Raw genomic sequence first — 20,751 nt, 5'->3', positions numbered from 1 at the left:
TGGCCTTATTTTGCCTATGTCTGGAGTTTGGGGCCCTTATAACGCGATGCCTGGTCGGAGAGTAATTTGTAGTCTTCACAAGAACCAACAATCTTTTACTTGGGTAGGGAGTATTGTTCGACAACTCCAATACAGACAAACGGAGCAGATAACCAATGAGTGCTGAATTCGACACTACGGAGACTCTCGACGTGAAGAGTGCATCGTGTCCAATGCCGGTTGTGAAAACGAAGTCCGCCATCGACGAACTCGCCGAAGGTGAGATCCTCGAAGTGCTGGCAACCGATTCGGGGAGCATGAGCGACATCGACGGCTGGGCGTCCGGCACCGAGGGCGTCGAACTCGTCGACCAGGAGGAAGCCGACGACGTGTACAAACACTACGTCCGCAAGACGGAGTAACGATGAGTACGGACACACCCGACGCCTCGGCCGACGACGCGCCTTCGCGTGCGGAACTGGCCGCACGCGTGGACGAACTCGAGGACGCACTCACCGAGGCAGCTGACGAGGACGACAGCAAGAAAATGAGCATCATCGCGACGAAGGGGACGCTCGACATGGCGTACCCACCGCTTATCCTCGCCAGCACCGCGGCCGCGTTCGGCTACGACGTGACCGTCTTCCACACGTTCTGGGGGCTGGACATCCTCCACGAGGAGCGTTCGAAGGACCTCAAACTCAGCTCCGTCGGTAACCCCAACATGCCCGTGCCGAACGCCGTCGCCGCACTCCCGGGTATGGACCGTGTGACAACGAAGATGATGGAGAAGAAGATCGCGGACAACGACACCGCCACGATTGAGGAGCTGCTGGAGACGAGCTTGGAGATGGGCGTAGAGTTCCAGGCTTGTCAGATGACCATCGACCTGATGGACTACGATGAGGACGACTTCTACGATGGTGTCACCACAGGCGTCGGCGCGGCGACCGCACTCCAAGACATGGCCAACGCCGACATCCAACTCCTCGTCTAAACCCAGTGAATAACATCGAGAATCCGATTTCCCAGATTGTCGACGCCGTCGCGGAGGCGGAAGGCATCAAGCCGACCACACTCGACCCGCCGCTAGCCGAGGTCGTCGATCCGGATGCAGTAGAACGGTTGGTCGAGGACTCGACGCCGTCCTGACCTCGAAGTACGATTCGCGTATCGTGGCCACGACGTCGTCGTCGACGAGAGCGGTAGCGTACAGGTCGACTGAAGCAGACAGAATTCCTCTCTAATAGCGGTATTCCACCGACGGTCACTCCAACAATGCCGGCCGTTTTCAACGAGTAGACTCTGAGAGATTATCGTAGCGGGAGAAGCGGTAAATCGTCGCTGCGTCAGGCTCACTCCGATTCGAGAGCGTCCAGCAGCTGCCTGACCTCAGCATGAGTGTTAACCACGTGGACTGATGCGCGGACGGCATCCGGCGTTGGTAACGCCCGAACGACGATCCCCTCCGACGCGAGTCGGTCCACCGTCGCTTCGGGGTCGGCCACATCGATGGTTACGAGCCCCCGACTCGGGCATTGCCGGGCTGAGGAGGCGGTCGTCAGGGACGCCATTGGCCAGCTGGCCGGCTAATTTCTGGATCCGGACAGCGATACGATCGACTCCAACTTCGTCGATCGCCTCGATGGCTTCCGCCAAGGCGACGTGTGGCACTGGGTTCGCCGAGCCGATCTCGAATCGGCGGGCACCGGCTGCGAACTCGTAGGGATCTGCAGTCTGCGTTTCGACGCTTCAGTACCCAACTCTGGTCGGCAGCAGTGAGTCTGCGGCCTGGCGGTCGATATAGAGGAAGCCGCCACCCCACAGCCCGAACAGCCACTCGTGTCCGGCCGCCGCGACTGCGTCCGCCTCCCACCCACCGACATCCATCGGAAGCTGTCCCGGCACCTGGACAGCGTCGACGAGCGCGAACGCGCCAGCCTCGTGAGCGATGTCGACGAGATCGGCGACGGGCAACTGGGTGCCATGCGTCCACGTCACTGCGCTGAAACAGGCCAGCCGCGCGTCGGCGACGGCCTCGGCGAAGGCGTCGAGGTCGACGCGGGCCGGGACCCCTACTACGTGCTCGGCGCGTGCAGCCCGGAAGTCGCTGACCGTGCGCTCGATGCAACGGATAATAAACTCGGAGCTCTCATGGCCTGCAACGTCGTTATCTGGGAGGAGCAACCGGGCAAACAGGTCGTCTATCACGTCTCCATTATGCACATCGCCCGCCTCGTTGGGATAGCCCTTGACAACGAGGAGATGGCGGACATTGTCGCCGATACCGGCGAACTCGTCGGTGAGGCGTTCGCAAACCTCTAATATGGGGTATCATACGTTTGATGCCGATCGCGCCGACAAACTCGAGGATGCACAGCAACGGTACCGGTTTCTCTCAGCGGAAGAGTTACTCTGGGCATTGTCACCGGATGGCGACGAGACCGTAGCGGACTTCGGCGGCGGCACCGGGTTCTACACCGACGATGTCGCACCGGCTGTCGACAACGTGTACGCCGTCGACATCCAGGAAGCGATGCACGATTACTACCAGGAGAAAGGCGTCCCCGAGAACGTCGAACTCGTGACGAGTGGCGTCGATGATCTCCCGTTCGATACGAACAGCCTCGACGCTGCGTTCTCGACGATGACGTACCATGAGTTCGCTGGGGAAGAGGCGCTGGCCGAGATCACTCGCGTGCTAGCGGACGCCGGTCGATTGATTATCGTCGATTGGGCGGCAACGGGGAGTGGAGACCACGGGCCTCCACTTGATGAACGATTCAGTGGTGCGGAAACGGCGAACGACCTCCGCGAAGCTGGATTTCACATTGAGCATACTGCCGTCCGGCCAGAGACCTTCCTTCTTACCGGCGAGCTCAGATAGGAGACTACTCCCGTTTTCGAAAGACTCCTCGTACGAACGGCCGGGGCACAAATAGAAAATACCCGCCTCTTGGAGGGCCAGTGATTACTCTCATTTGTGTAGAAATAAGGCTTAAATACGGGATGTCAGTGATTAGAGCACATCTTGAACGCTGCAAAGTACCGAATAGCCCACTCTCACCAGGTCGGATCAATCCTTAACCAACAACCTGGCTCGCTGAACTGATTTGTTGGTTAACGCAGACAGTCATAGTTCCACCGCCGTCACGGGAGATCTTCTGTGACGTCGACGAGCTCCTCCTCGGTTTGCCAGTGATACAGCTATCCCTCCCGGTCGACCACGAGGTTCAGCCGCCGAATCGGCTCAGGCGTAGTTCCCCAGCACGTAGTACGAGAATTTCCCTCGCCCGGACGACGCGTAACCCTTACAGAATTAGCTCCGTCCCAGTACTCGATCACCATTCGGTTTCGTACTTACCCGCCAGCTCCTGGAACTCCGACCACGCCGGGAGCCGGTCGTCGTCGACCTTGCCGTGGGCAACAACCACGACAGTGTCGACGATGCGGTCGACCAACTGCAGGTCGTGGGTCGACAGCAGCACGGCGGCGCCGCTGTCGGCAGTCAGGCGCTCGACGACTGTGCCGAGGTAGCGACTCATCCCGGGGTCGAGACCGCTGGCAGGGTCATCGAGTACGCGCACTGGCGGGTCGCCGAGCATCGTCTGTGCGACGCCAAGCAACCGACGCATCCCGCCGGAGAGCGCGTTGGTCCGGCGGTCGGTAACGGCTGAGAGAGCCACGCGCCCAAGAACCCGCTCGACGCCGACGCGCCCCGGCACCAATGACCCGTAGAGCTCGACAGTCTCCGCTACTGTGAGCTCGCTGCGGAACGCGGTCTGTTGGGCGTGTCATCACGACAATGCCCGCCTCACTGTTGCGGACCGTGTTGTTGACAACGAGCGTGTCGCTGGTGTACATCTCGTGGACGCCGTACCTGAGGTTCTGTGCGTGGTTGCCTCGAATCACAGTCTCAGCGGCGTAGTGCGTGTAGACGGCGTCACGGCCGCCGCAAGCCCTCGACGACTACCTGCGAGTACATCGGCAGCACGCCCATGAAGCCGGCAGTCCCGTTCGTGCCGTGGACGTCGACGTCCCGGACGACGGTATCGGGGCTATCGAGCGCGACAATACCGTTCGCAGGTGTGTGGACGGTGACGTTCTCGACGCGCGATCGGTTCGCGTCCCGCAGGCGGACGCCGGCATCCCCGTAGCCGTACGTGAGCCGGATGCGTTCGTCCCACATCGACCCGTCGTCCGCTGCTATCTCGCCGGCAGTTGCGTCGCCCACGCCCACTATGCGGAGGTTGGTGACGGCCACGTCCGGCGACTGGGCGGTGAGAACGGAGCCGTTCCCGCCGGCCTCAAGGACTGTGTCGGTGCCGGCTCCGGTGAGCGTAACCGGCTTCGAGATGTCGAGGGTGGCGGCGTATCGGCCTGATAGGAGTCGCATGGTCGTGATCGCGGGGGCTGCCTCGACAGCGCCGGCCAGCGAGGGCGCGTCGTCGCCGAGAACGACACCCGCGGGCCGCCGAGCGCCGGACGCTCGCTCAACTGTCGACGCGACTGGCGCCGGGTCCGTTCTGACAACTGCCGAGACCGGCCTGTCTAGGGTTGCTCGTGCCTGCTGCACTGTCTCGTTAGCCCACCACTGGCGTTTCAGTCCACGAGCGTGTCGTCGACGAGCCGTGTGAAGCGGTCGACCAGCCGATCCGGGAGCGACGGCGTCACCTCGCCTAGCAGTTGGCGGGTCTCCACTGGTCGCGTCAGCGTGATGTGGCTCCGTCCCTTCTGGTCGTAGGTCTTCTCGACGATGTCGGAGTCGACGAGCGTCGACACATGCCAAGAGATAGTGCTTCGGGCGACGTCCAACTCGTCTGCCAGGCCTGCCGCAGATGGCTCGGGGTCCTCAAGAGCAGCGACAATGATACTCCGGACCGTCTCGCGCCGGAGCAACGCGATGGTGCGTTGCTCCCAGGGCTCGTAGCCCGGTGGGAAGTAGTGCGTCCGCCCGCGGACCTCCTGGGTGTCGAGGCTGCCTGCGTCCAGGAGGTTACGGAGGTGGTACTGGGCCTGTCCCGTCGCGATGTCGAGGTTCCGCGCGAGTTCGTTGAAGTGGACACCCGGGTTTGATTCGACGTGCCGGTCGACCGCCTGTCGCACGTCCCTCATACATCGCGTGCTAGTTCCGTCGGGCACAAATGCGCATATTCGGTTCCCGGGCAGTGAGAATCCACAGCTCACTCCACTGGCGACGGCGGATCACCGCTGTAGAGCGCGTATAGTATCAGCGTTGCGACAAGGAAGTCCGACCCGTGTTCGACGAGGTGGTGGACGGGCATCGGGACGAGGCCAAGGACGGTCCCGAACCCCATGATGGACCGAGCCAAGAGCAGTCCGAGTGCGCTCGCAACCAACAGGTACACCTTCGACCAGCGCCGCCGGTACCCGGCTAACCCCATCACGAACAGCGCCGCCGTCCCAAGCGTCGCCAGCCCGAGCACGGCAAGCAGGGCCGCCGCCTCGCCGCCACTCAGCCAGTTGCTGACTGACTGCAACATTGTCTCTGTCGCTCCTACACACCCAGGCGGCGAGTGTGTTACGGGTGCGCGCGAGTTCGAATGCACGTTACAATTCGAGCCGGGCGTAGACGCTCTGATGGACGTCTCTCTCAGAAACGACAGTCCCTCGCTGTGATCGTCGGCCATCTTCATGAACGACGAGCATGTCAGTTGTTGTGAATACGGTTTATTTATTCAGTGACGTCGTTAAACCAGCAAGATAAATTACAAGTATGATGGCAACCAAATAAATCTCGTTTGGGAATTAACTAGATTATGATTATTTCAAGATTTTGATATAGGTTTCATACCATTCCGTATCGTCTATTTCACGCAAGCGGCTCTGTTGAAATCCTCAATCGAAGATATGTTCTTGGAGCCGTGCTGAATACAGCGCGGGTATCGGTCACGCCACCTACGGAATGAGGACTGATTCAATCTTCAACTATTTCAGATCCTCAAGAGTTTCTTTAATGTCGGTGGCTACCGTTCAACCCCAGCATATGTTCAAGCAATCGACTCAGAAGTATGATTACAGCTCTACCGCTCGACAGCGGAACGCAGTGAATAGTGTAGACTGAAAGGGGTCTGGTTGATTGGTGTCGGTGGCAACTCTGGGTAAAAAGTAGTCTATCTACTTAACAGTAAGGCGAAATAACTTTATAAGAATCTTGGAAAGTACGCTGTATGAATGTAATTGGCCGTGAAACGGTTGATTCGCTCGGGACAACGGTTGACGACCTAGTGGGTATTGGCCGGCTTCTTGACTCTCCCCGGTTAGCGCATATTTGGTTCACTCTCCGTGTAGAGGGGAACGTCGTGGTTGAAGAATCGGATAGCAACCCGTTCTTGTGGGATGGGATCACCGTCTCTGAGTTACTGGAGCGTCTTGATGGAGATATCCCGCAGTCGACGCTGTATAACGACATGGATGAACTGGAGGGAGTCGGTGCTGTAGAGATTGCATCGGAGGGCCAGCCTATGGGGTACAAGGCGAATTTCTTCCAGGCCGAAGCAGAGAACGTGGACAAGATGGGCGATAGCAGCTTGATCGGACCGCAGATTATCGGCCTAGTCGGAGAGGCGTACACTGATGAAGCGGTTCAAGAGTTCCTCGATGAATACGGTCACAGCCTTCTGAACGATGTGCTCCAGATCTACGTCGCTTCCGTGCAGGGAAGGCTTGAGAGGAGTTTTGTCGAGATGTTTCCCGAGGCTGACGAGGAGGATGTGGAAGCGGTTGTTCCTGCTATTGAGAGGGTTCTGTTTGAGATGAGCCGTGATCCGCTCCGGGGGTATGATTACCGAGATGAACTGTCGACAATGAGCGGAGAGTAACCCTCAGCATTTGATCTACCATCGGTCGGCGGGGGAGACTTCCATCAGCATCCAAGCGAACAAGATCAGTAGTAGGCCGCCGGGCGGAGAGTACATCAGTATCAATCCTCCCAGCAGTGCCAGGCTGAATGATGCGACGGCGGGGAGTCCTCCGCTTTCTCCCATTACAGTAAATCCGTACAGTAGTCCGAACACGGTTTCCAAGGTGTAAGGGCCTTGATCTACTCCGGGTACTGTGTCGGAACTACTTCGAAGAGTTGGGCCAGTTCTTCGGCAAAGGTGCCCAGAGGTGATACGCCGATGGAGATCATTAGGCCGCTTGCGATGGCAATCCCAGTTACGGTGCGTTGCTGATTGTTTGTCTGGAATGTCTCGATAAGTCGTACTATGACTGCGAACAGGAGGAAGGCCGCTATTCCGCCGCCTATCCAGTGGAGGGCGATTTCGGGTTCGACGGTGGGATCTGAGAGAGCGCTGGCCATTTCTTAGCATGGGTTGTTGACTCCGCAGTCGGGGCATTGTTCGTACCAGACCTCGTGTTCGTGGCTTCGGTTCTGGCATTGACGGGGATCTGCTTCGAGTTCCATCAGGTTCCAGTCGGGATCCGGTTTTTCGGTGAAGAGGATGTCTGTGCGTTCGTCCGGGTATCCGCGTTGATCTGTGAATAGGTGGACCGGGCAGTGTTGGCAAGAACGGAGTTCTACGTCGGCGGCTCCGCCCCAGAATGATTCCGGGTTTCCTTGCCATTCGTGGAATCCTTTCGGGCCAGGACATTCCCCGATTTCTGGCCTGTCTGCCAGTGATTTTTCGAGGACCGCGTCGTGGTATCTTTGCTTCAGTGGTTCTTCGAAACTGGTGATGGTGGATACACCGACTAACGTGTTTTTCAGGACTTTTAGCGGGAGGTCAGGTTGTGTGACGTCAGGATGGTAAGTGTATTCTTCCCGATCTTCGTCGTATTGGCGGCGTAGTGTGCAGGGGCGGCTGGTGCAGATCTGGTAGTCTTCTTCGCAGGTAAGGACGTATCCTGGTACGGTCCCCCAGTTGTGTTCTCCACTGTAGTAGTAACTCTCGCAGTCGATGAACCGTTTAGCTGAGTAGTCGCGTACGCTGTATCCGGCCCCGTCTTCCTTGGCGAAGACTTGGTCGACGACCAAGTAATCCAGTTCTTCTTCTTCTCCGAAGTCACTGGAAGAGAGCCAGGCAACGGAGTAACCAGTGTAGAGATAGTCGTGGGTCGTGGATTTGATGTCTTTCTCGTGGTGCCGGTGCTGTACTTCGATGATGAGACCTTTGCCGAAGAACGGATTCTCTTCGGTGAACTCGAGTAGTGCGTCGGCCTGTCGTGTCTTGTTTCCGCTGCCGCTGTCGGAGACGTCTAACGTGATTTCTGCTCCGCAACGCTTGGCCTGGGGTTTGAATTTGTTTTTGAGTGCTGCGACTGCGAGTGCTACACACCTTGCGTGGGTAGCTGATTCTCCTGTCGACTCGGTGGTGGGGCAATTGTTTCCGGAGGAGTTGTTGACGTGGTAGAAGTGGCGTGCCTTTTGATCCCCGCCTCGGGCGTACATAGTGTCGCCGCACTCGGGACAGGTTACGGGTTCCTGGTTGAGGACGTTGGCGGGTACAACGATTACTCCGTCCCGCAGGCCTCGGAACGGCATCTTTCACGTGACATGACTGTCCAGGATTTCATGTAGTTACCGGTTAATGAAGACGACCTCAGCTATTGCCTTCCTGTTTCTAACAGGGATTTCCGGGCGTGGATCAGATTTAAAAACGAATATGGTAAATTATTATACAACAATTGCAGACGACACCGAACTTTCGACTTAGCCGTGGTTCGAAGCGTTCAACCCGGACATTCCTGTATGCCGTCAAGACTATGACTTCAACTACCGGGACTGACCGTATTGTGGAGGAACTGGCCGATATCAGGGCATATTGAGGGATGATATACACGTCAGCGACGACACCGTCACCACCTACGTACTCCTTGACCGCTTAGAGGATACCCAGGACTTGGAAGATATCGAGGTTGACGCTTCAGGGGAGCACGAGTACAAATACCTGATCTCTGCCAAGGCCAAGCAGTAGAACCTTTTTTACTCCGCAGATCTCGCTTCGTGGCTTCTGGGCGTTCTCCACGGGATTTTTAGAACCATCATCAGAAGAACGTATATGGACAGTATAGACGTCGGGGGCAAGTGGTGGTTAGAGGAGATGCATGAGGAGGAACAACTTGTCCCGAATGAAGCCGTAGCAGGGACACTCACGTTCTCACCGGAACATGGTGTCGAACTGGATCTACTTGGCAGCTTCTACGAAATTTTCGAGAGGCACAATGACGACGTGGAAACCGAGGACGGCCCAATCAACATCTTCGGTGTGACGACAGAGGGGGAATACGTCACCGTCCTCAACTGCATGTATTCCGGCGACAGCACGAGCACGAACGATGCCTCCTTCACCACCGAATCCTATGAGAACGGGACCGTCATCAAGGGGTGATTAGTCAACACTAGGACGAAGTACTGGAAGTGCTCTTTCTCGTTCAACAACCTCGAGAAATGGACCGGCGTTAGAAGGGTTTCCATGCCTGGCGATCACGATATCGATGTTGGGCCTGCCGTCACTGAATCTCTCTCGACAGACGACGCAGATATCATTCTAAACATGCACGAGGATATGTCCTCCGCCTTCGAAGGCAGACTGGGGCGGGTCTATTTTACGGTCTACTCTGAGGAGCCCTTGACGTACAGCGAGTACCTGTCTGAGTATGTGGGTCCGCTACAGAACCTGATTACTCTCGGAGTTGGAGATGCTGTGTTCCCTACTTTCCTCAACCTGTACTCTGCCCGTTTCGGCCATCACGACTCCAAGCACTCGGTCCACTGGGACGTTCCGTACTACCGGGAACAGGACGATGCGCACTCGATGCAGATGAACTTCACTCTGCAAGATATCGAGTTTGCAGACGTGGTGGAACAATGGTTGGAGAGCTCGAGTTCAGTGGAGCGATTGCATGACCACTATTTCGGAACCAGGTACAACGACAGCATGTACGTCAACACCCAATTTATGTCGATGATGTTTGCTCTTGAGGCCTATCATCGGAGAGCCTTCCCTGACCGGCAGAAGACGATGAGTAAGAAGGTGTACCGCCGTTTCCGGGAGACTACCTTGGAGAGGATGGCGAAGGTGGCTGTTTGGGGGAGGGCGAGAGACTTGTTCCGTAGTATTGTGAATGAGCCATCTATCGGTGGTTGGTTACTGGATATTACAGGCCGTCACGAAGGCATGTTCCCGGAGTCGTATGATATCGAGGCGAATCTGAGCACCATAAAGAGAGTCCGGCATACCATTGCCCACAGCTTGTCTGAGGATTTGTCGACTACTGATATCGCCCGGGCCGAGATCCTTGTAAGGATAATCGCGCTTGCAGTACTGCTTGAGACAGCGGGGATAGATGAGGAAAAGGGCCGTGAGATTTTGGGCGATGAGTACAGCGGTGTCGACCGGATTATCGAGCTCTCATAGACTCAGTATACCACCTATAGTTCCAGCTGTTCTTCGAAGAATCTGATTGCGTAGATGAGTGCTGCGTCAGGGAATCCGACCTCGTTGAAAATCCGGCGGGCCAGGTTCTGGACTGTCGGTGCCTGGCAGCTGGGACGTCTTTTGTCGTACCGAAGATGGGTCATGGTGGTACGGCCGGGTATGTCAGGAGAAATTTTTGGTGCTTGGTAGGCCGGAGTCTTTTCTACCTCTACGGTTTCCATGGATTCTGTTTCCAGAGGCATCGTGATTTCTTCTCTCCGGCGTACTTCGTCGATCCTCTTGTGTAGGCCTTGGATGTAGTCCTCACTGCTGGAGCTGGATATTACGGCGTTCTCTGCGTTGTGGAACTGGGTTAGATTGATCTGGTCGACGATATCAGGATCTTTGATCAGGACCTGTCTCCGGGAGTTGCTTTTGAACCTGTAGATCTGTTGGTCGTAGAGGAGGAGTATCCTGTTTTGGTTGATGGGGCAGTAGATTTGAAGCCCTCTGTTGCCGATCCCTGCCGGTACTGCTCCGTACCGTGGTTTGTAGCGAGGATTGTCAAGGATCATCGGTGTGTCGGAGATAATGAACTCTCTTTCGGTGACGTTGCAGAGCATTACAGCTTCGAGATCCTGGATCCCTGTGTAGCCGAAGATTCCCTGGGTGATAATGTAGTGGTGTGTTCCGAGAAGGGAGGCATCAACCATCGTGTCCTCCATTTCTTTCTCGGTAAGGTCAGAGTCCCAGATGACACTGCCTTCGTACCGGTCATGTTCCATATCGTCTTTGACCGCGTCACGCATGAACTCTTCCGCACTCCGGATATCTTCTCGCTCGGCTTCGGTCCTCGAGCGCTGAGTCGTGATGAAAGAGAGAAGCAGCTTAACCTCCTGACCGGAGAGATCTCCAATCTCAGCCCCGTTACGCAGCTTTTTGATAGGGCTGTGCTGATGTTCTTCTAATTTGCCGAGTTCGGTTTCGACCCTTGGAGGGTTCCCGTAGAAGTAGTCGCGTGAACAGACCTTCCTGATGCTGTTAGGGAAGATTTCGCCCTCAGAGAGAGGTAGGACGTTAACCACGTTGTCCGTGGCCCACCCCTTCAGGAAGTGCTGGGGTACGTAGTGCTGGTTCTTCCGCTCAGGCATTTCGTCTTCTTACGTAGGACTGGAATTTCAGTGTGTAAATACTTTGCTACGCTGTAGTCGATAGGGTTAGTTTAGAACATTTCTAAGACTTCTTCTTGGCATTGTTCATAGACATCATCGGATATCCGGGGTTCTCCTCCAGGCTCAATCTCTTCATCGCAGAGTCTAATGGTGTTACTGTGAATTTCCTTGACTTTGTCCTTGGATCCGCACCAGACACATCTTTCGTCAGCACCGTTGTATCGCAGGCCGCAATCACCGCATTTCAACAGGTGGTCAACATTCATCTCAACGTCCTGTGCTGGAATTACTGTAGTGACTACTCTCTTGCCTCCATCTTTCTTGGTCAGGAAAATGGTTCCCGTTGGAAGCTTCACGAGACCCAATAAATCTTGACACCGGATAGTGAGCTGGGAGTGTTTCTGCTGAACTCACTCTCTGTATCTCGCCGCAGTTTTTATCAGTTTCCCAGGATTTCAACAGAGCCACGCAAGCAAAGTTAATATAAAGGACAATTTTCGAAAAGCACTCAGTCCTGTCAGACGGTTCTAAGAGCTATTTTCGTCTGGTGAATTATCCACCACATACAGTTCATATGAGGGAAGGTCGAATAGAGCTGTATCCTGTCCGTCTTTGCTTCTAAATTTTATTTCAGTCCACACATCACCACCGGTTGGATCAAATTCGTCTAATCGATACTTGCTCTCACCGTTCATCAGATGGATCACTTGCTCATGATCTGGCCTGCCATCCCCTGTTACGTCTTGTTTGACTGTTGCTTCTACCGCTGTGTTCCTCGGGATGTCAGCCCCCAAATTAATCGCAACCGGGCGCGACGAGACACTCTGTTTCTTTGTCTCAACAGAGAGGTTCTGAGGATATTTTTCAATTTCAATATTCGCACTTTTGTACTCCTCGGGGTTTATCGACCGAGCAATTGACAAATGCTTTTCTCCCGCTTTTTCCTGATTTAATTCTTTTTTAAGAAAGGTGCCGTATTCATAGTGAATATCGGCATTCTGCGGCTCCAATTGTAGTGCTGATTCAAAATGTTGTTTGGCTTCCTGAGATTCAGACAATTCGTCATTTAGAAGGTTTGCATAATTCAGGTGCGCTAACGTGTGACTGGGGTCGATTGACAATGACCTCTCAAAGTGTTGCTTTGCTTCCGTAGGTCGATTTAGATCTTCCTTCAGCAGAACACCGTAATTGTTGTGTGCCGGTGCATGATCGGAGTTCTCTTTCAGCGTTTTCCTATAGTATTCTTCAGCTTCTTCTGGCCTATCGAGGTCTCTGTGTAATACTAATCCAAGATTATAGAGTGCCTCCACAAATTCGGAATCAAGCTCTAAAGCTCGTCGATAGTAATCTGCGGCGGCTTTTGGACGGCCTAATGACTGCTGAAGTAATAGAGCATAGCTATAGTATGCCTCCAAAAATTCTGGATCGTACTCAATAGCTTTACGTAAATGTGTTTCAGCTTCTGTTGGATTCCCTTGATGCTTTGCCAGCAATAGCCCGTAGTTGAAGTGAACTTCGGGAAATGTGGGGTCTAGGTCTAATGCTGCTTTCCATTGATCTATCGCTAATGAAATATGGCCCCATTTTGAGAACGCAGCCCCGGCATTCAGGTGGGCTATCGGCCGTGTATATGTAGGCAACGACTCCTCCTCTGATAGAAGTACCCCAGACAATTCTGAAGCGTCGTCACGAGCACGGACCTGAATTGCTTCAAGTTGTACGTCATGGATATAATACTGTGTTTGGCGAGAAACGAGATCTTCTCCCCGAATATCGATCCACTGTCTTTTTTCTTTGAGCTGTTCAACAGATCTACGAAATCGTCCTCGGTCGCCACTTAGCAACTCAAGGTATATCGTACGGACGAGTTTAGAATAATACGGCAAATTCAGATCATACAATAATTTCATTGAAGCTAACACATACAATTCGTCTCTTGAATCTGATTGAAGCGACTCATACTGTATTTTCCAGAGATCTTCGACATTATCTGGTAAATCCTCCATATCACTAATAGTGAGCTCGTCGCCAGCAGTTCCGAGTACCGCATCAATATAAATCGGTGCAGAACGAGAAGCAGTTTGATCAATTAAAGCTTCAAGCACACCATCGGTCGTTGATACGTCGTATTTGTCTGCCATTCGAACTGCGAGATCGTGTATGAAGTCAGGGTCAACATTTTCAACCCTTAGTTCCTCAAAGTCAGACCAGAAACTTTGTTCGTCGTCAAATGCAGCAGGAAGATTTCCTGGAACATTGTGAAGTTGTCCTGATCGCGCCTCCAACAGTGCATATAGAGTATGCCCATCCGAATCGAGAGCATGTGACAGTTCATGTATGGCTGATTCAAGAACTAGGCTCTCTCCGCCTTCGTCAATTCGGTGAATATCTTCCCAAACCAGTAACACATCACCGGCAAATTCTTCGCGTGTAATTCCTCTTACATCAGCGGGGTCAAGCATCCGTTCATCAGGCAGTAAAATGTGATTAACCGAATTCTCAGGGAGTCGATTGATAAAAGCAGCTAAGATCCGTGTTTTTCCCGCACCTGATGGCCCGACAACAACATATCGACCGGGATCTGGGTTCTTGGGAACTTCCTGCCTATCAACGAATTCTACAGTATTTTCGGGCAGAAGCGTACTTATTACTCTTTCACGGTCTTCAGGGAATGAGTAGAGAGTGTACGGACGTCGGTACGCGAGTTGATCGAATTCCTCTCGAATCGTGGCCAATCTATCAAGTACATCAGCCTGAAATTTAGCCTGAAGTTGCTGGGATAGTTCTTCATTTTGGATGACTCGATCGCGAAAATCATCAACGACGTTCCGAAACTCCTCACTCAATAGTTTTTGGAGTTCCTCGCTTGCTTCTTTATCTAAATTCACATCTTCAGCTTCATTCACTTCTTCAATTAGCCAAGTTACGGCTTCTTCCTCAGATTCGAACACAATTTCTGTAAAATCGATTTGCTCGGCGATTATATCCCAATGAAACGCTAAAGACTGTAGTTCAAGATGATCCAAGTCTTTAGCTCGGCTCTCAATTCGGTCGACCAAAGAGCGATTGAACTCGGCTGCAAGCTGTCCGAACTCGTCGCTTATCTTGGTGTTCCGTGATACCTCATCTAATTTGCCACGTACATCCGATTTGGTGGGGACGGTTCGGTTAGCGAGCACAGAAAGGAGAATCGGCGCTATTTCCAAACCAGTCATTGGCATATCATTGCCTGTCCAATTGCAATAAAACCCCCACGCTAACTACGACACAGCTAATGACTGGTGCCTTGTGGAAACCAACAAGAATCTAATGTTTCTGGCGGGTCGGTAAGATCTAACGTCACTTCATCGTCCTCAAATGCACGGGTGAATCTGTTCGCCTTGACGAAGTTCTCCGAACTCAAATCATAATCCTGTTCCTCGGCACCCAGCACATTTGCCACCGTCCACATATTGTACATTAGGATGGCGAACTTAAAGTAGAACATCCGGGTCGCCAGCCGGGGTGATCCCGACTGTGCCAAGAAGTCTTGCTTGAGCTTCCGGTAACTCGTCTCGACGCCCCACCGGTTGCGGAAATCGGTGGCCAACTCCAATGAGTCGATGTCGTCGTCATCCAGCGGGATGTTCGTGTAGAAGATGATCCAGTCGTCGGTCGGATCATCGGGTTCGCCCTGCCGGAGTCGAGACCGCTTCTGGGACTTCACGGCGAACAACCAGTGCTTCTCGTCGTCAATCCCGCCGAGCCCGTGGGGCACCGCTTCAACCTCGCTCTCCTTGGCGACAGCGAGTCGCTGAAGGCCCTCGATCTTCTGGCCCCTGTCCGGGGCCTGGATGATGAACTCCGTCCCGGTGGACTCGAGAGCACGGACGGCGTCAGTGGTGTAGAACCCACTGTCCAGGTAGGCGCGGTTGAACGACGTCACCTGCGCGGCGTACCGGAGCAGTCGGCGCACGAGCGTTCCCTTGTCGGTGTCCGCCCGCGTCGGGACGGCCCGCATCGTCATCGGCGTGTTCGTACCGACGAGAGCGAGCGTGGTGAACTGCCACGAGTAGTAGAAGTTCCGCTGGGGCTTCGTCTTCTGGATATCTCGGCTGGCGTCACCCTGTCCGTACCACCCCCAGTCCGTACTGTCGATGGCGACCTCGTTGGTGTCATCGAAGTACTCGTGCTCGAAGGCGATGTCGAACAGGGCACCGTTGGCCCGCCGGAACATTCGCGTGACGGTGGCCGGGTCGAACTTCAGAAGCTGGTGCCGGATGTTACTCGGGTCGACCGAGTTGCCCTCACCGATCCACGACTTCAGCTCCATGTTCTCGCACGCCTGGTTCATGTGGATGTCGTGGATCGCCGCGCTGACGAAGATCCGCAGGAGGAAGTCCCGCTTGAACTTGATGCTGTCGTCGCGGTCGAAGCTGAGGTGTCGGAAGACCTCAGCCCGGAGTTCACGACTAAGCTTCTTGATGTACGGCGGCTTCCGTTCCTCGGTGTCCGGCGATGGCAGTTCATCGAACTGGTCGGCGTACCTGGAATCCTCGATGGCCGCGAGGACCTGGGCGACGACGCGGTCGAAGTACCGCATCTGCCGTTCGGTCAGTCGGTCACCGAGCCGGTTCAGCGTGGGCTGGCTCACCGTCTCCGTGACGTTCAGCCGGTCCCGGAACTCGGGGTCATCCAGGTTCTTCGCTACGTCCGTCTCTGCCTCATCGGTCAGTCGAAGGTAGAGGTACACGCGGAAGAACTCCAGCGCATCGAATGTGCGTGAGAGGTCGTCGTGTTCCTCGACGCCGATGAAGAGGTCCCGCAGCGAGAGCCGGCCAATCGCGCGGGCGAGATCGCCGTCGGCCCAGTGGATGGCGGCGTAGAGCGCCTGCGGGAGGTTCACCCCCTCTAGGGCGGGTCGTCGCCGGGGACCAGCGGGGCAGCGCCCCAGTCGCCTTCCTCGAGGTAGTACGACTCGGGGAACTGGCCTGCTTCGGAGACCCGAACCACTTCGTCGTTCTCGTCGAGGTCGCCGGGGAACCAGTCGGTATCGACGAACGCCCCGCGGGCGAAGTGGTAGAGTTCCGTTTGGTTCTCGTCGCTCTCGTCGCTCATTCGTCGCAGACCGCCTCTCGGAGTTCCTCGTACAGATTGGGGTGGTTCTCCTTCAGAATCTCAGCATCCGTCTCAAGTTCATCAATCCGCTGCCGCACGCGAGAAGCAGACTCGTACCGCTTGCTGTCGTCAACATCTGCTTCGCCGCTGATGCGTTCTCGGTCAGTCTTTGTCATGATCGCGGTAACTCCCATACTGCCATTCGTTGGTGGCATACGACTTAGACATTAGGTTATATCGCCATAAAGATTAGCTCATAGCACCACATTAGCTTATAACCTAACTTTTATTGTCGCGGCGACACATGTCTCTGGTAAGAAGCGCGGGACACCGGTCAGAAGTTGGCCGAGACGGGCTGGGACCCGTCCGACCGCGCTTCGGGACAACCGAAGCATGTCAATGAAGACATCCGCCGGACTTCAGGATTCCGGCACGAAAGCCGAATCGGACGCTAAAAACACCGAGGCCGACCTCGATCTCTCGGAGCTGATCGAGAATCACGAGAACACCGACTGGAGCGAAGTTCCGGGCATCAGCGCTGCGGAAGCAGGCGCGTGGACGGCACGTCTGATTGAGGCGCGAGAAGCCGCTCAGGAGGGGCTGTGATGCAGCGACGTCAGTTCCTCGCCGCGGCCGCCGCCCTCGCCACTCTCCCGCAGGCCGCGACCGCTGACACGGGCCGCGCCGAGGGAATCGTCGAGGATCGGAGCGTGACCGACGACGGGACGTACTCGGTCACGGACTGCGGCTCCGTTCCCGGCGGACTGAACAACGTCCACGTCGCGGCAGACATGAACGACGGCCCGCTCGATGTGGAGGGCGTCCACGAGGAGAACGGCTGGAGCGGCGTCGGCCTCAGGTGGAGGTCTGGCCCCATCGAAGTCGGCACTGGCCTCGATCCCGACGACGCCCGCGACCTCGCGGCTCGGCTGGTGGTCGCTGCCGATGCGGCCGAGGGGAACCTCGGTGGGGGTGACGCCTGATGCAGCGCCGCGAGTTCCTGCAAGCGACCGCCGCGGTTGCCGGGGCGGCCGCCGGTGACGTGCCCGACACCGAGATCACCGCCCAGCAGAACCGGCTACTGGAGCTGGCTGACCGCGCCGAGGACGAACGGTGGGCCTACGAGACGACGTGCAATCTCGCACACGTCCGCTCGGGACTGGTGAACGCCGAACTCGACACCCTGTGCGAAGAGCCGAGCGGCACCATCGAGACGTACAGCGTCGGTCGGCACGGTGTCCCGCTCGGCTTCGAGGTGAGTACCGACGACGACGAGTCCGTCGGGACGCTCGTACACCTTTCCGCTGAGCAGGCCGAGGCGCTGGCTGTCGATCTGCTTGAACAGGCACACGCTGCCAGGGAGGGTGACGATGCGGACTAGTGACGCCCGCGTGACGGTCCGAATCGTCCGCATGGAGGACGGGGAGACGGTCCGTGAGTATCGAGTTGGCGGCGTTTCGTACCCCTCGGCTGAGGCGGTCGAAGCGGTGCTCGAAGCACGCTAACCACTACACAGTCATGATTGAAGACATCGACAGAGACGTATTCGTACGGATTCAGACCGACCTGCTGGTGGTCGGTGACAGCATCATGACCGACCGCCACCACGCATCGAACGGCAACTACGGGGACGACGACCCGCAGAACCAAATCGGCGGCATCATCCCCGCCTTCCCGCTCTCCGGGTGGCTTCGCCACGGGATGGAGGAAACCGTACAGGAGTACGGCGGAACGGCTTGCCATCCCGGCGAGGCCAACGCGAACTTCATGAAGGACGGGGTCTACGACCGCGACCTCGACGCCGGCTACCACGAGAAGGGCGCGTGTACCGATGAGCCGAAGGAAGACGACGGCTGTGTGATCTTCGACCTCTTCGGCGGCTTCAGTGGCGTCCCCGGCAAGGTGATGCGCCGCCCGATCAAGTTCAATCCCGTCCGCTCCAGCGTGGACTACACGCGCGGCCAGGCCGAGGGTCACTACCGCCGGCTGAACCGCAACGTCGTCTCCCGGAACCGTGAGGACAACCGCGAACCGCTGCGGAACGCGGAGATCGACGCCGTCGCCAACCTCGATGGCTGCTGGCACCTCTCCTTCCGGGAAACGAAGCCGGAGTTCATCGGGCTGCTGGCCGAAGGCATCGACTTCCTCGATGCTCACAAGACCGACTTCATGCATCAGCTCGGAGGTGCGCGGAACTTCGGCGCGGGGATCGTCGACTGCCGCCTGATCAACCCGCTCTACGAGGAGCGTGAACTGAAGCGCGTCTTCGACCGTGGCAAGGGCAACACGAACGCGATGGACGAGAAAGACGACCAGTGGGAAGAGGAGTACCGCCCGGCGTTCGTGGAGGCGCTGGAGGAGCGCATCGAGGAGGGGCCATGAGCGACGAGATGGTCGCCGCGTACCGCCACGATGCTCACAAGATTAACGGTCAACCCCACGACTACGCCCCGGAGACGTTCGCCGGAGTGCCCGTGAACCAGACGGTCCCTCACGGCGCGGACGGCGATGCGTCGGCGCTCAGCCGGCCCCGCGGCCAGCCTGAACAGACTGTCGAGAACCACGAGACGCTCTACCGACTGTCGCTCATCAAGGGTGAGAGTCGGTACGACCCACAGGAGTTCACGCGCAACGACGTGGAGAGCGCCGTGAGAGGGCTCCTGACCGAGGACGACCCAGAGACGATGCATCGGGCGTGGCTGGAGAGCGACGTTGTCTCGGCGTTCAACGAGAGTGTCTACTACCCCTACACGAGTCTGAAGTACCACACGCTCCTCGTGGCGGCGCTGCTGGACAACTACCGCGCCGGGCACGAGTTCGCCGACCTCCGGCTGGTCGTCGACAATGACGAGATCGTGCCCCACCGAACGGTGTACGTGGGCGAGGAGTTCGCCCTGCGGATCGACGGCGACGCTCGAGGCCGGCCGTCGGCCCGGCTCGGGAGTCGCCCGTGGCGGTCGTGGGCGTCGGCGTGGAACCGCCTGGAAGCACACCCGCTGGAGACGGCACACGACAAGTACGACATGGTGCTCGATGCGAATCTCCGGCGGATCGGCGCGTGGTCGACCGCGCTCCAGTACATCGAGGACTTCCGGGAGGTGTTCGACGAGTGACGCGCATTCAGCAGGTTCACTGGGAGCTGGAGATGGACTACATCGGCCACCCATACTACGTCTCGGGGAACGCCATCCTCCACGCACTCGGCCAGCACCTCCCGCACGACGTCCACCAGCACCTCCACGCTAGCCACGGTGTGTTCGTCCCCGGCCAGTTCGGGACGTTCCCTGAAGAGCACTCCCAGAGCGGAATCCGGCCGTACCTCGGGAGTGGGCTGCCGGACGTCGAGAGCTACGATGACCTGTTCCTGATGCGGAACCCGGCGCATCGCTGGCTTCTCGACAGCCGTCCGCGAGACGCGCTGAACACGCACGACATCCGCCCGCAGAGCGGGCATCCGGCGCTGTCCCACGAGACGATCATGGGCAAGCCGGAGGACGCTCGCAAGCAGCAGCAGACGACAAAGTGGTACGTTCACGCCTACCTGCACGCCGATGACCCCGATGCGCTCCCGCTGGGCGAGGACGTACTGGAGGGGCTCCAGTTCGGGGGCAAACGGAACTACGGCTACGGCGTCACGCGGCTGAAGGACACGCAGGTTGTCGACCTCGATGACCTAGACTACTCACGTCTCGAGAACGGCGAGGCCTTCCTCGTGGAGGTGACGACGCCGTTCGTGCTGGAGTCGGAGTACCCCAAGGCTGCCGACCAGGACGTCCCGTGGTGGTGGAAGGGGAGCCGCCGGGATCTCCGTGAGCGAGAGGAGAAGATCCTCGAGCAACGGGAGGTCTACAAGCTCCAGACCGTCGACCACGGGCAGGTCGTGAAGTACGAGGGCGACCGGCCCATCGAGACCGCGAAGAGTGGTATTCTTCGGGTCGGCAGTCACTCGAAGTACGGCTTCGGAGAGCTTCGAGTGAAGCCGGTCGAACCCCGGTCAGAGCAGTGTAAGAACTCAAAGAAGAACGGCGAAACAACGGAGTGAGAAATCCGAACGATGACAGGCGAATCGGCGACTAAACATCACGCGATTCCGTGAATAAAGAAATCGTATTCACAACAAC

25 protein-coding genes and 3 pseudogenes are annotated in these 20,751 nt (G+C 56.7%); 15 read left to right on the top strand and 13 right to left on the bottom strand.

Annotation, left to right across the window (positions count from 1 at the left end):
* Positions 1–155 precede the first annotated feature (155 nt).
* From JRZ79_RS25515 to JRZ79_RS25505, 3 genes and pseudogenes are all read left to right on the top strand, one after another.
* Positions 156–401 (top strand): sulfurtransferase TusA family protein, encoded by a 246-nt coding sequence (locus JRZ79_RS25515; protein WP_136361230.1) that lies wholly within the window; start codon positions 156–158, stop codon positions 399–401.
* Positions 402–403: 2 nt separating this feature from the next.
* Positions 404–976 carry a DsrE/DsrF/DrsH-like family protein gene (locus tag JRZ79_RS25510; RefSeq protein WP_136361231.1) on the top strand — a complete coding sequence of 191 codons (573 nt, stop codon included), beginning with the start codon at positions 404–406 and terminating at the stop codon, positions 974–976.
* A gap of 5 nt (positions 977–981) precedes the next feature.
* Positions 982–1,204, top strand: a pseudogene (locus JRZ79_RS25505) (HalOD1 output domain-containing protein).
* A gap of 130 nt (positions 1,205–1,334) precedes the next feature.
* On the opposite strand, the pseudogene JRZ79_RS25500 reads toward JRZ79_RS25505, so the two are convergent.
* A pseudogene (locus JRZ79_RS25500) lies at positions 1,335–2,043 on the bottom strand (aminotransferase class V-fold PLP-dependent enzyme); the annotation flags it as partial.
* On the opposite strand from JRZ79_RS25500, the gene JRZ79_RS25495 reads away from it, so the two are divergent.
* Together JRZ79_RS25495 and JRZ79_RS25490 are read left to right on the top strand one after the other, a co-directional pair.
* On the top strand, positions 1,924–2,304 hold the full coding sequence (locus JRZ79_RS25495) for a DUF302 domain-containing protein (RefSeq protein WP_229373340.1): 381 nt from the start codon (positions 1,924–1,926) through the stop codon (positions 2,302–2,304). The pseudogene JRZ79_RS25500 and the gene JRZ79_RS25495 sit on opposite strands and share 120 nt — an antisense overlap.
* A gap of 1 nt (position 2,305) precedes the next feature.
* The gene (locus tag JRZ79_RS25490; RefSeq protein ID WP_136361232.1) at positions 2,306–2,866 is read left to right on the top strand and encodes a class I SAM-dependent methyltransferase; all 561 of its coding nucleotides are present in this window, start codon (positions 2,306–2,308) and stop codon (positions 2,864–2,866) included.
* A gap of 454 nt (positions 2,867–3,320) precedes the next feature.
* On the opposite strand, the gene JRZ79_RS25485 is transcribed toward JRZ79_RS25490, so the two are convergent.
* The 4 genes from JRZ79_RS25485 to JRZ79_RS25470 form a co-directional block, all read right to left on the bottom strand.
* Complete coding sequence (locus tag JRZ79_RS25485) at positions 3,321–3,707, bottom strand: AAA family ATPase (protein ID WP_229373321.1); 387 nt, start codon at positions 3,705–3,707, stop codon at positions 3,321–3,323.
* Positions 3,708–3,922: 215 nt separating this feature from the next.
* The gene (locus tag JRZ79_RS25480) at positions 3,923–4,555 is read right to left on the bottom strand and encodes a hypothetical protein (protein ID WP_205252873.1); all 633 of its coding nucleotides are present in this window, start codon (positions 4,553–4,555) and stop codon (positions 3,923–3,925) included.
* 26 nt (positions 4,556–4,581) lie between these two features.
* The gene (locus JRZ79_RS25475; protein ID WP_136361235.1) at positions 4,582–5,094 is read right to left on the bottom strand and encodes a helix-turn-helix domain-containing protein; all 513 of its coding nucleotides are present in this window, start codon (positions 5,092–5,094) and stop codon (positions 4,582–4,584) included.
* A gap of 68 nt (positions 5,095–5,162) precedes the next feature.
* Entirely contained in the window at positions 5,163–5,483 is a 321-nt protein-coding gene (locus JRZ79_RS25470) for a hypothetical protein (protein WP_136361236.1), read from the bottom strand.
* 687 nt (positions 5,484–6,170) lie between these two features.
* Here JRZ79_RS25470 and JRZ79_RS25465 point away from each other — a divergent pair.
* Entirely contained in the window at positions 6,171–6,821 is a 651-nt protein-coding gene (locus JRZ79_RS25465; protein WP_136361214.1) for a helix-turn-helix domain-containing protein, read from the top strand.
* Between the two features lie 221 nt (positions 6,822–7,042).
* Here the strand turns inward: JRZ79_RS25465 and JRZ79_RS25460 are convergent, their stop codons facing one another.
* Entirely contained in the window at positions 7,043–7,303 is a 261-nt protein-coding gene (locus JRZ79_RS25460; RefSeq protein WP_136361213.1) for a hypothetical protein, read from the bottom strand.
* 3 nt (positions 7,304–7,306) lie between these two features.
* Positions 7,307–8,392 (bottom strand): hypothetical protein, encoded by a 1,086-nt coding sequence (locus tag JRZ79_RS25455; protein ID WP_231546380.1) that lies wholly within the window; start codon positions 8,390–8,392, stop codon positions 7,307–7,309.
* 610 nt (positions 8,393–9,002) lie between these two features.
* Here JRZ79_RS25455 and JRZ79_RS26240 point away from each other — a divergent pair.
* Positions 9,003–9,755 (top strand): annotated as a pseudogene (locus tag JRZ79_RS26240) (hypothetical protein); the annotation flags it as partial.
* 3 nt (positions 9,756–9,758) lie between these two features.
* Positions 9,759–10,361, top strand: coding sequence for a HEPN domain-containing protein (locus tag JRZ79_RS26235; RefSeq protein WP_346347540.1), 603 nt, complete (start codon positions 9,759–9,761; stop codon positions 10,359–10,361).
* A gap of 14 nt (positions 10,362–10,375) precedes the next feature.
* Here the strand turns inward: JRZ79_RS26235 and JRZ79_RS25445 are convergent, their stop codons facing one another.
* The 6 genes from JRZ79_RS25445 to JRZ79_RS25420 form a co-directional block, all read right to left on the bottom strand.
* Positions 10,376–11,512 (bottom strand): DUF4238 domain-containing protein, encoded by a 1,137-nt coding sequence (locus tag JRZ79_RS25445; RefSeq protein WP_136361726.1) that lies wholly within the window; start codon positions 11,510–11,512, stop codon positions 10,376–10,378.
* A 71-nt stretch (positions 11,513–11,583) separates the two neighbouring features.
* Positions 11,584–11,889 carry a hypothetical protein gene (locus JRZ79_RS25440; RefSeq protein WP_136361725.1) on the bottom strand — a complete coding sequence of 102 codons (306 nt, stop codon included), beginning with the start codon at positions 11,887–11,889 and terminating at the stop codon, positions 11,584–11,586.
* Between the two features lie 171 nt (positions 11,890–12,060).
* Positions 12,061–14,748 carry a tetratricopeptide repeat protein gene (locus JRZ79_RS25435; RefSeq protein WP_168731199.1) on the bottom strand — a complete coding sequence of 896 codons (2,688 nt, stop codon included), beginning with the start codon at positions 14,746–14,748 and terminating at the stop codon, positions 12,061–12,063.
* 56 nt (positions 14,749–14,804) lie between these two features.
* A complete protein-coding gene (locus JRZ79_RS25430; protein ID WP_136361723.1) occupies positions 14,805–16,418 on the bottom strand; it encodes a transposase in 1,614 nt (537 codons plus the stop codon).
* Positions 16,419–16,423: 5 nt separating this feature from the next.
* Positions 16,424–16,630 carry a hypothetical protein gene (locus JRZ79_RS25425; RefSeq protein WP_136361722.1) on the bottom strand — a complete coding sequence of 69 codons (207 nt, stop codon included), beginning with the start codon at positions 16,628–16,630 and terminating at the stop codon, positions 16,424–16,426.
* A complete protein-coding gene (locus tag JRZ79_RS25420) occupies positions 16,627–16,824 on the bottom strand; it encodes a hypothetical protein (RefSeq protein WP_136361721.1) in 198 nt (65 codons plus the stop codon). Before JRZ79_RS25420 ends, JRZ79_RS25425 begins: the two co-directional genes overlap by 4 nt.
* A gap of 199 nt (positions 16,825–17,023) precedes the next feature.
* On the opposite strand from JRZ79_RS25420, the gene JRZ79_RS25415 reads away from it, so the two are divergent.
* Genes JRZ79_RS25415 through JRZ79_RS25390 form a run of 7 tightly spaced genes read left to right on the top strand, consistent with a single transcriptional unit; the run spans position 17,024 to position 20,672 of the window.
* Positions 17,024–17,236, top strand: a complete 213-nt coding sequence (locus tag JRZ79_RS25415; RefSeq protein ID WP_211356662.1) for a hypothetical protein — start codon at positions 17,024–17,026, stop codon at positions 17,234–17,236.
* Positions 17,236–17,613, top strand: coding sequence for a hypothetical protein (locus JRZ79_RS25410; RefSeq protein ID WP_136361720.1), 378 nt, complete (start codon positions 17,236–17,238; stop codon positions 17,611–17,613). The genes JRZ79_RS25415 and JRZ79_RS25410 overlap by 1 nt, the downstream gene beginning before the upstream one ends.
* Positions 17,613–18,011 (top strand): hypothetical protein, encoded by a 399-nt coding sequence (locus tag JRZ79_RS25405; RefSeq protein ID WP_136361719.1) that lies wholly within the window; start codon positions 17,613–17,615, stop codon positions 18,009–18,011. The genes JRZ79_RS25410 and JRZ79_RS25405 overlap by 1 nt, the downstream gene beginning before the upstream one ends.
* The gene (locus tag JRZ79_RS26175) at positions 18,001–18,135 is read left to right on the top strand and encodes a hypothetical protein (protein WP_267875133.1); all 135 of its coding nucleotides are present in this window, start codon (positions 18,001–18,003) and stop codon (positions 18,133–18,135) included. Before JRZ79_RS25405 ends, JRZ79_RS26175 begins: the two co-directional genes overlap by 11 nt.
* 13 nt (positions 18,136–18,148) lie before the next feature.
* Positions 18,149–19,012 carry a hypothetical protein gene (locus JRZ79_RS25400; protein ID WP_136361718.1) on the top strand — a complete coding sequence of 288 codons (864 nt, stop codon included), beginning with the start codon at positions 18,149–18,151 and terminating at the stop codon, positions 19,010–19,012.
* Positions 19,009–19,743 carry a hypothetical protein gene (locus JRZ79_RS25395; protein ID WP_136361717.1) on the top strand — a complete coding sequence of 245 codons (735 nt, stop codon included), beginning with the start codon at positions 19,009–19,011 and terminating at the stop codon, positions 19,741–19,743. The genes JRZ79_RS25400 and JRZ79_RS25395 overlap by 4 nt, the downstream gene beginning before the upstream one ends.
* Positions 19,740–20,672: a hypothetical protein gene (locus JRZ79_RS25390; RefSeq protein ID WP_136361716.1), complete on the top strand. Its 933-nt coding sequence runs from the start codon at positions 19,740–19,742 to the stop codon at positions 20,670–20,672. The genes JRZ79_RS25395 and JRZ79_RS25390 overlap by 4 nt, the downstream gene beginning before the upstream one ends.
* The last annotated feature ends 79 nt before the right edge of the window (positions 20,673–20,751 follow it).

Origin of the sequence: Halobacterium sp. BOL4-2 (assembly GCF_016917835.2) — an archaeon.
In the GTDB taxonomy this organism is placed as follows: domain Archaea; phylum Halobacteriota; class Halobacteria; order Halobacteriales; family Halobacteriaceae; genus Halobacterium; species Halobacterium salinarum.
The sequence above is the reverse complement of the archived record's forward strand: the minus strand, read 5'-3'. Positions and strand labels throughout refer to the sequence as shown.

Excerpts from the sequence above, each read along its gene's own strand:
- JRZ79_RS25415 (WP_211356662.1), top strand. The coding sequence starts at position 17,024 with ATGTCAATGAAGACATCCGCCGGACTTCAGGATTCCGGCACGAAAGCC.
- JRZ79_RS25465 (WP_136361214.1), top strand. The coding sequence starts at position 6,171 with ATGAATGTAATTGGCCGTGAAACGGTTGATTCGCTCGGGACAACGGTT.
- JRZ79_RS26235 (WP_346347540.1), top strand. The coding sequence starts at position 9,759 with ATGCAGATGAACTTCACTCTGCAAGATATCGAGTTTGCAGACGTGGTG.
- JRZ79_RS25510 (WP_136361231.1), top strand. The coding sequence starts at position 404 with ATGAGTACGGACACACCCGACGCCTCGGCCGACGACGCGCCTTCGCGT.
- JRZ79_RS25445 (WP_136361726.1), bottom strand. The coding sequence starts at position 11,512 with ATGCCTGAGCGGAAGAACCAGCACTACGTACCCCAGCACTTCCTGAAG.
- JRZ79_RS25435 (WP_168731199.1), bottom strand. The coding sequence starts at position 14,748 with ATGACTGGTTTGGAAATAGCGCCGATTCTCCTTTCTGTGCTCGCTAAC.
- JRZ79_RS25410 (WP_136361720.1), top strand. The coding sequence starts at position 17,236 with ATGCAGCGACGTCAGTTCCTCGCCGCGGCCGCCGCCCTCGCCACTCTC.
- JRZ79_RS25470 (WP_136361236.1), bottom strand. The coding sequence starts at position 5,483 with ATGTTGCAGTCAGTCAGCAACTGGCTGAGTGGCGGCGAGGCGGCGGCC.
- JRZ79_RS25515 (WP_136361230.1), top strand. The coding sequence starts at position 156 with ATGAGTGCTGAATTCGACACTACGGAGACTCTCGACGTGAAGAGTGCA.
- JRZ79_RS25400 (WP_136361718.1), top strand. The coding sequence starts at position 18,149 with ATGATTGAAGACATCGACAGAGACGTATTCGTACGGATTCAGACCGAC.
- JRZ79_RS25425 (WP_136361722.1), bottom strand. The coding sequence starts at position 16,630 with ATGAGCGACGAGAGCGACGAGAACCAAACGGAACTCTACCACTTCGCC.
- JRZ79_RS26175 (WP_267875133.1), top strand. The coding sequence starts at position 18,001 with ATGCGGACTAGTGACGCCCGCGTGACGGTCCGAATCGTCCGCATGGAG.
- JRZ79_RS25460 (WP_136361213.1), bottom strand. The coding sequence starts at position 7,303 with ATGGCCAGCGCTCTCTCAGATCCCACCGTCGAACCCGAAATCGCCCTC.
- JRZ79_RS25395 (WP_136361717.1), top strand. The coding sequence starts at position 19,009 with ATGAGCGACGAGATGGTCGCCGCGTACCGCCACGATGCTCACAAGATT.
- JRZ79_RS25490 (WP_136361232.1), top strand. The coding sequence starts at position 2,306 with ATGGGGTATCATACGTTTGATGCCGATCGCGCCGACAAACTCGAGGAT.
- JRZ79_RS25405 (WP_136361719.1), top strand. The coding sequence starts at position 17,613 with ATGCAGCGCCGCGAGTTCCTGCAAGCGACCGCCGCGGTTGCCGGGGCG.
- JRZ79_RS25420 (WP_136361721.1), bottom strand. The coding sequence starts at position 16,824 with ATGGGAGTTACCGCGATCATGACAAAGACTGACCGAGAACGCATCAGC.
- JRZ79_RS25475 (WP_136361235.1), bottom strand. The coding sequence starts at position 5,094 with ATGAGGGACGTGCGACAGGCGGTCGACCGGCACGTCGAATCAAACCCG.
- JRZ79_RS25455 (WP_231546380.1), bottom strand. The coding sequence starts at position 8,392 with ATGTACGCCCGAGGCGGGGATCAAAAGGCACGCCACTTCTACCACGTC.